The organism is Pseudonocardia pini (assembly GCF_013870575.1).
Classification (GTDB): Bacteria; Actinomycetota; Actinomycetes; order Mycobacteriales; family Pseudonocardiaceae; genus Pseudonocardia; species Pseudonocardia pini.
In genome coordinates this window covers 1-7066 of record NZ_JACBXB010000250.1, presented here as the reverse complement: position 1 = coordinate 7066, position 7066 = coordinate 1, and the positions used below count along the sequence as shown (strand labels likewise).

Genomic DNA, 7066 nt, shown 5'->3' with positions numbered 1-7066 from the left:
CTGCGGGCGGCCGTGCTGGCCTCGCGGCTCGACGCCGCCGCCGTCTACCTGGGTCTGGCGACCCGCACCATCGAACCCGCCTGAGTCCTGGGCGGGGTGTGAGAAGCGAGGAAAAGTCCGTTGGAGCTGCTGGAGAACCCGGTGCGGCCGTACGCGTGGGGATCGCGCACGGTCATCGCCGAGCTGCTCGGCGAACCGGTCCCGTCGCCGCACCCGCAGGCGGAGATGTGGCTGGGCGCCCATCCCGGGGACCCGTCGCGACTGGTCCGTGAGGGCCGTCCCTCGCTGCTCGCGGTGCTGGGGGACGATCCGGAGCGACTGCTCGGTCCGGACCGCAACGCCCGCTGGTCGGGCACCCTGCCCTTCCTGCTCAAGGTGCTCGCGGCGGACGAGCCGCTGAGCCTGCAGGCCCATCCGAGCCTGGAGCAGGCGCGCGAGGGTTTCGCGCGGGAGAACGCGATGGGGATCTCCCTCGACGCGTCCCACCGCAACTACAAGGACGCCAACCACAAGCCCGAGCTGATCTGCGCGCTCACCGAGTTCCATGCGCTCGTCGGCTTCCGGGACCCCGTGGAGACCCTCGCCCTGCTCCGGGCGCTCGACGTCCCGGAGCTGTCCGCGCACGTCGACCTGCTGGCGGCGCAGCCGGACCCGGACGGGCTGCGCGCGCTGTTCACGACTTGGATCACGCTGCCCCAGTCCATGCTCGACGAGCTGGTCCCGGCCCTGCAGAAGGGCGCCGTCGCGCTCGCCGGGACCGGTGAGGACTGGGCACGCGAGGCCCGCACCGCGCTGGAGCTCTCCGAGCGCTACCCCGGGGACGCGGGCGTCCTGGCCGCGCTGTTGCTCAACCGTGTGGTGCTGCAGCCCGGCGAGGCCGCCTACCTGCCCGCCGGGAACCTGCACGCCTACCTGCAGGGCGCGGGCGTCGAGCTGATGGCGAACTCGGACAACGTGCTGCGTGGGGGGCTGACCAGCAAGCACGTCGACGTGCCGGAGCTGCTGCGGGTGCTGGACTTCACCGCCGGGCCGCCGCCCGTGCACAGCGGCACGCCCGAGAACGGGTGGACCCGGTACGACACGCCCGCCGAGGAGTTCCTGCTGCGTTCCTGGCGGGGCCCGGAGGGGCTGACCACGCACCTCCCGGTGCCCGCCGGCGGTGCCCGGGTCCTGCTCTGCACCGCGGGCCGGGCCTGCGTGCGGGCCGGGGACGAGATCGTCGAGCTGGGCAAGGGCGCCGCCCTGTTCCTCGGCGCGGACGACCTGGGCGCGGAGATCGAGAGCGCCCGCCCGGGAACGCACCTGCACCTCGCGTCGGACGCTCTCTAGCCCGCTATCCTCCGGTTCGATCGCGCAACAATGCGTGACGAAACGGATGGATCGGGGCTGCTGGTGTCGGCTGGCGGAGGGACGAAGGCGATCCTGGCGGCCCTGGGGGCCAACGCGGGGATCGCGGCGGCGAAGTTCGTGGGCTACGCGATCACGGGGTCGTCGTCGATGCTGGCCGAGGCCGTGCACTCGGTCGCCGACACCGCGAACCAGGGCCTGCTGCTGCTCGGTGGGCGCACCGCCAAGCGCCGGGCCACCCCGGACCACCCCTTCGGCTACGGCCGGGACCGGTACTTCTACTCGTTCATCGTGGCGCTGATGCTGTTCACGCTCGGCTCGGTGTTCGCGATCTACGAGGGCATCCACAAGCTGGAGGAGCCCGAGGCGCTGACCTCGCCGATCGTCGCGGTCGTCATCCTGGTGGTGGCGATCGGTCTGGAGGGCTTATCCTTCCGCACCGCGGTGCACGAGTCCCGCCCGCTCAAGGGCTCGCTCAGCTGGTGGCAGTTCATCCGCCAGGCGAAGGTCCCGGAGCTGCCGGTCGTCCTGCTGGAGGACACCGGTGCCCTGATCGGCCTGGTGCTGGCGCTGGGCGGCGTCGGCCTCACGGTGCTGACCGGCGACCCGGTGTGGGACGCCGTCGGCACGCTCTGCATCGGCACCCTGCTCGGCGTCATCGCGATCATCCTCATCATCGAGATGAAGAGCCTGCTGATCGGTGAGGGTGCCGCCGCGCCGGTGCTGTCCAGGATCGTCGGCGAGCTCGAGGGTGGCGCGGCCGTGGAGCGGGTCATCCACATCAAGACCCTCTACCTGGGCCCCGAGGAGCTGATGGTCGCGGCGAAGCTCGGCTTCACCCCGGGGCTGGCTATCGAGGGTGTCGCCACCGCGATCGACGAGGCCGAGGCCCGGATCCGGGCCGCCGTCCCGGAGGCGCGGGTCATCTACCTCGAGCCGGACCTCGACCGCTCGAGCGTCACCCCCGCCTCCTGACCTGCTCGAAGACCAGGCTCGTCTGGGTGTTGGCGACCTCCTCGCGGGAGTTCAGTGCGACCACGAAGTCCCGCAGGGCCGCGGAGTCCGCCGTGGCCACGTGCAGCAGGTAGTCGTCCACGCCCGCGAGGAACCAGCAGTCGCGGACCTCCGGCAGCCTCGTGACGACGTCCTCGAACTCCCGCATCCGCCGCCGCGCGGCGGCCTGCAGCCGCACCGAGACCATGGCCTGCAGCGGCCTGCCGGTCGCCGCGGGATCGACGTCGGCGTGGAAGCCGCGGATCACTCCGCGTTCCCGGAGCGCCCGGACCCGGGTGAGGCAGGTCGACGGCGCGACCCCGACGCGCTCGGCGAGCGCGTTGTTCGGGATCCGGGCGTCCCGCTCCAGCTCGGCCAGGATCGCCCGGTCCACGGGATCGAGCCGCACATCGTTCGGCCGCGGGGGTGGGGAGGCGGCCGGTCGCGCCGATCCTGCGGGCATATCCGTAGGCTACAGAATCTTCTGCCGTTTGGTTCTCGTTCCACCGCTCTTTCTTCGATACTGGTGTTCGACACCGACGGATCGGGAAGGACTGGACATGCGGATCGGCGTTCCTCGCGAGGTCAAGGACAACGAGTTCCGGGTGGCCCTCACCCCGGCGGGGGTGCACGAGCTGACCAGACGGGGGCACGAGGTCGTCGTCGAGCAGGGCGCGGGTCTGGGCTCCTCGATCACCGACTCCGAGTTCAAGTCCGCGGGCGCCGACCTGCGCGCCGACGCGGACGACGTCTGGGCCTCGGCCGAGCTGCTGTTGAAGGTCAAGGAGCCGATCGAGTCCGAGTACCACCGGCTCCGGGCCGACCTGACCCTCTTCACCTACCTGCACCTGGCCGCGTCCCGGCCGTGCACGGACGCCCTGCTCGCGGCGGGGACCACCGCGATCGCCTACGAGACGGTCCGGACCGCCGACGGCAGGCTCCCGCTGCTCGCCCCGATGAGCGAGGTGGCGGGCAGGCTGGCCCCGCAGGTGGGCGCGTACCACCTGATGAGCGCGAACGGTGGACGCGGCGTGCTGATGGGTGGCGTCCCCGGCGCGCCCCGCGCCCACGTCGTGGTGATCGGGGCAGGCGTGTCCGGCTCGCACGCGACGCAGATCGCCGTGGGCATGGGCGCGCGGGTGACCGTTCTGGACCTCAACGTGGGCGCCCTGCGTGCCCTCGACGAGCGCTACGCGGGCCGGGTCGAGACCGTCCACTCCACCGCGTACGCGATCGAGGCCGCGGTGCTCGACGCCGACCTCGTCATCGGCGCGGTCCTCGTGCCCGGCGCGAAGGCCCCGACCCTCGTGTCGAACGACCTCGTCTCGCGGATGAAGCCCGGTGCGGTCCTCGTCGACATCGCCGTGGACCAGGGCGGCTGCTTCGCCGACACCCGGCCCACCACGCACGCCGACCCGACCTTCCGGGTCCACGACACCGTCTTCTACTGCGTGGCCAACATGCCCGGTGCGGTGCCCAACACCTCCACCCACGCGTTGACCAGCGTGACCCTCCCGTACGTGACCGCGCTGGCGGACAAGGGCTGGGAGGCCGCGTTGCGCGACGACGCGGCCCTGGCAGGCGGCCTGAACACTCACGCGGGCGAGCTCCGCAACGCCGAGGTGGCCCAGGCCCACGGCCTCCCGCACTCCTGACCGCATTATGGAGCCACAACTGTCGTTTCGGACCTCCCAAACGACAGTTGTGGCTCCATACTGCGCGGGGTCGGCTAGCGGGTGCGGGCGACTTAACCCGGACGTAACCTGCCGCGCATGCGGTCGGGGATCTGGGCGACGAAGTCGGTGGAGCAGTCCATCGAGGACACGGACGAACCGGACACCAGGCTCCGCAAGGACCTCACGACCTGGGACCTCGTCGTCTTCGGGGTCGCGGTCGTGGTCGGCGCGGGCATCTTCACCCTCGCCGCGAGCACGGCGGGCACGGTCGCGGGGCCCTCGGTCTCGCTGGCCTTCGTCCTCGCCGCGATCGCCTGCGGGCTCGCCGCGCTCTGCTACGCCGAGTTCGCCTCCACGGTCCCGGTCGCGGGCAGCGCCTACACGTTCTCCTACGCCACGTTCGGCGAGCTGGTCGCGTGGACCATCGGCTGGGACCTCGTGCTGGAGTTCGCGGTCGGCTCGGCCGTCGTGTCCAAGGCCTGGTCGAAGTACCTGCACGAGGTCCTCGGGGTGATCGGCCTGGACGTGCCGACCTCGTTCTCCCTCGGCGGGTTCTTCGCCTTCGACTGGGGTGCGCTGTTCCTCGTCGTCGTGCTCGCGACGCTGCTGGCCCGGGGCACGAAGCTCTCCAGCCGGGTCAGCGCCGTGTTCACGGTGATCAAGGTCGGCATCGTGCTGCTGGTGATCGCCGTCGGCTTCGCGTACGTCAAGGCGGAGAACTACACGCCGTTCATCCCGCCCGCCGCACCCGGCGGCGAGGGCGAGTCGGGGCTCACCCAGTCCCTGCTGTCGCTGTTCGGGGGCGAGGGCAGCAGCACCTACGGCATCTACGGCCTGCTGGCCGCGGCGTCGCTGGTCTTCTTCGCCTTCATCGGGTTCGACGTCGTCGCCACGACCGCCGAGGAGACCCGCGACCCACAACGGTCCCTGCCGCGGGGCATCTTCGGCTCCCTGGCCATCGTGACCGTGCTCTACGTCGCGGTCGCGCTGGTCCTCACCGGGATGGTGAGTTACACCCGGCTCGACGAGAACTCCACTTTGGCGACGGCGTTCGGCGAGCTCGGCATCACCTGGGCGGAGGCGGTCATCTCGGTGGGGGCACTCGTCGGCCTCACCACCGTGGTGATGGTGCTGATGCTCGGGCAGATCCGCGTGCTCTTCGCGATGTCCCGGGACGGGCTGCTGCCGGGGGCGCTCGCCAAGACGAGTGCGCGCGGCACCCCGGCGCGGGCGACCGTGCTCGTCGGGGTCCTGGTCGCCCTGGTCGCCACGTTCTTCCCGGCGGGCGCCCTGGAGGAGATGGTCAACATCGGCACGCTGTTCGCCTTCGTGCTGGTGTCCGTCGGCGTGATCGTCCTGCGTCGCACCCGGCCGGACCTCCCGCGCGCCTTCCGCACGCCGCTCGTGCCGCTCGTCCCGATCCTGGCCGTGCTCGCCTGCCTCTGGCTGATGCTGAACCTCACGGTCGAGACCTGGCTGCGGTTCGCCATCTGGATGGTGCTGGGCCTCGTCGTCTACGCGTTCTACGGCCGCACGCACTCTCGCCTGCGCGAGCGGCAACGGTCCGGTAACACGACCTAACCGGCGCGTGTTCCGGGCGAAACGCCTCGGACACCGGGTGTCGCTTCACTGCTCCGCGTGGCGGAACCAGACCTGGACGGGACCCACCGGTCCGTCGTCGTGATCGGCGGTGGGCAGGCCGGGCTGTCCATGTCCTGGTTCCTGGACCGCGCGGGCATCGACCACGTCGTCCTCGAACGGGACCGGGTCGGCGTCGAGTGGCGGACGCGGCGGTGGGACTCCTTCTGCCTGGTCACCCCGAACTGGCAGTGCGCCCTGCCGGGACACCCCTACGCAGGCGACGACCCGGACGGCTTCATGGTCCGGGACGAGATCGTGACCTACCTCGAGGACTTCGCCCGGTCCTTCTCCGCGCCCGTGGTCGAGGGGATCGAGGCGACCGCGCTGCGCGGGCAGGCCGACGGGTCCTTCGCGATCGGGACGGACCACGGCACGCTGACCGCCGACCAGGTCGTCGTCGCGACGGGGCCCTACCAGGTGCCGCGCATCCCACGGCTGGCCGAGCGGGCGCCGGAGGCGGTCCGGCAGCTGCACTCCTCGCAGTACCGCAATCCCGAGCAGTTGCCCGAGGGCAAGGTCCTCGTCGTCGGGACCGGGCAGTCCGGCTGCCAGATCGCCGAGGACCTGCACCTCGCGGGCCGACGGGTGCACCTCGCCACCGGCACGGCGCCGCGCGTCGCGCGCTTCTACCGCGGCCGGGACTGCGTGGCCTGGCTGTCGGACATGGGCACCTACACCAAGGGCGTCGACGAGTTCGCGGACGTCGAGGCCGTGCGGCACAAGACGAACCACTACGTGACCGGACGGGACGGCGGCCGGGACATCGACCTGCGCCGCTTCGCGCTCGAGGGGATGGCCCTGCACGGGCGGCTGCTCGGGATCGCGCACTCCCGGGCCCGGTTCGCAGGCGACCTGCGGGCGAACCTCGACGGGGCGGACGCCGTGGCCGAGGGGATCAAGGACTCGATCGACGCCTGGATCGCCGCGCAGGGGATCGCAGCGCCCGTCGAGCCGCGGCCCGGTCCGGTCTGGGAACCCGGCCCCGAGGCCGAGGACCCCGCCGAGCTGGACCTCGGTGGCGTCTCGGCCGTCGTGTGGGCCACCGGGTTCGGCCGCGACAACCGCTGGATCGAGCTGCCGGTGTTCGACGGCCGCGGCTACCCCACCCACGACCGCGGCGTGACGAGCCGTCGCGGGCTCTACTTCCTCGGCCTGCCCTGGCAGTACACCTGGGGCTCGGGCCGCTTCTCCGGGGTCGCCGCCGACGCCGAGCACCTCCTCGGCCGGATCGTCGAGACCCGCCGCGGCGCACCCGACGGCCTGGCCTGGCTCGCAGGCACCCCCACCAGCACGTTCCCGGAGGCCGCCCGCAAGGACATGGGGCTCGCCGACGAGGACTGGGACGCCCCGCGCACCGTCGCGTAGGGGCCCCGCCACCCACCCGCTCCGTCTTGGAAGGACACCCATGC

General features: G+C 71.9%; 6 protein-coding genes. 5 read left to right on the top strand and 1 reads right to left on the bottom strand.

What is annotated here, in order from left to right; genetic code table 11:
• The first annotated feature begins 120 nt into the window (after positions 1-120).
• Positions 121-1329 (top strand): mannose-6-phosphate isomerase, class I, encoded by a 1209-nt coding sequence (gene manA / locus H5J29_RS15685; RefSeq protein WP_181781704.1) that lies wholly within the window; start codon positions 121-123, stop codon positions 1327-1329.
• A 63-nt stretch (positions 1330-1392) separates the two neighbouring features.
• On the top strand, positions 1393-2322 hold the full coding sequence (locus tag H5J29_RS15680; RefSeq protein WP_181781703.1) for a cation diffusion facilitator family transporter: 930 nt from the start codon (positions 1393-1395) through the stop codon (positions 2320-2322).
• Here H5J29_RS15680 and H5J29_RS15675 read toward each other — a convergent pair.
• Positions 2306-2734, bottom strand: a complete 429-nt coding sequence (locus H5J29_RS15675; RefSeq protein ID WP_312858253.1) for an Lrp/AsnC family transcriptional regulator — start codon at positions 2732-2734, stop codon at positions 2306-2308. The two genes, H5J29_RS15680 and H5J29_RS15675, sit on opposite strands and share 17 nt — an antisense overlap.
• A 166-nt stretch (positions 2735-2900) precedes the next feature.
• Here H5J29_RS15675 and ald point away from each other — a divergent pair, with 166 nt between their 5' ends.
• The 3 genes from ald to H5J29_RS15660 all read left to right on the top strand — a co-directional run bounded on the left by ald (position 2901) and on the right by H5J29_RS15660 (position 7022).
• On the top strand, positions 2901-3995 hold the full coding sequence (gene ald / locus H5J29_RS15670) for an alanine dehydrogenase (protein ID WP_181781701.1): 1095 nt from the start codon (positions 2901-2903) through the stop codon (positions 3993-3995).
• A 117-nt stretch (positions 3996-4112) separates the two neighbouring features.
• A complete protein-coding gene (locus H5J29_RS15665) occupies positions 4113-5597 on the top strand; it encodes an amino acid permease (protein WP_181781700.1) in 1485 nt (494 codons plus the stop codon).
• Positions 5598-5654: 57 nt separating this feature from the next.
• The gene (locus tag H5J29_RS15660) at positions 5655-7022 is read left to right on the top strand and encodes an MSMEG_0569 family flavin-dependent oxidoreductase (RefSeq protein ID WP_312858252.1); all 1368 of its coding nucleotides are present in this window, start codon (positions 5655-5657) and stop codon (positions 7020-7022) included.
• The last annotated feature ends 44 nt before the right edge of the window (positions 7023-7066 follow it).

What these genes read in the sequence shown, in the direction of transcription:
- ald (WP_181781701.1), top strand. Translation starts at nt 2,901, where the DNA reads ATGCGGATCGGCGTTCCTCGCGAGGTCAAGGACAACGAGTTCCGGGTG.
- H5J29_RS15665 (WP_181781700.1), top strand. Translation starts at nt 4,113, where the DNA reads ATGCGGTCGGGGATCTGGGCGACGAAGTCGGTGGAGCAGTCCATCGAG.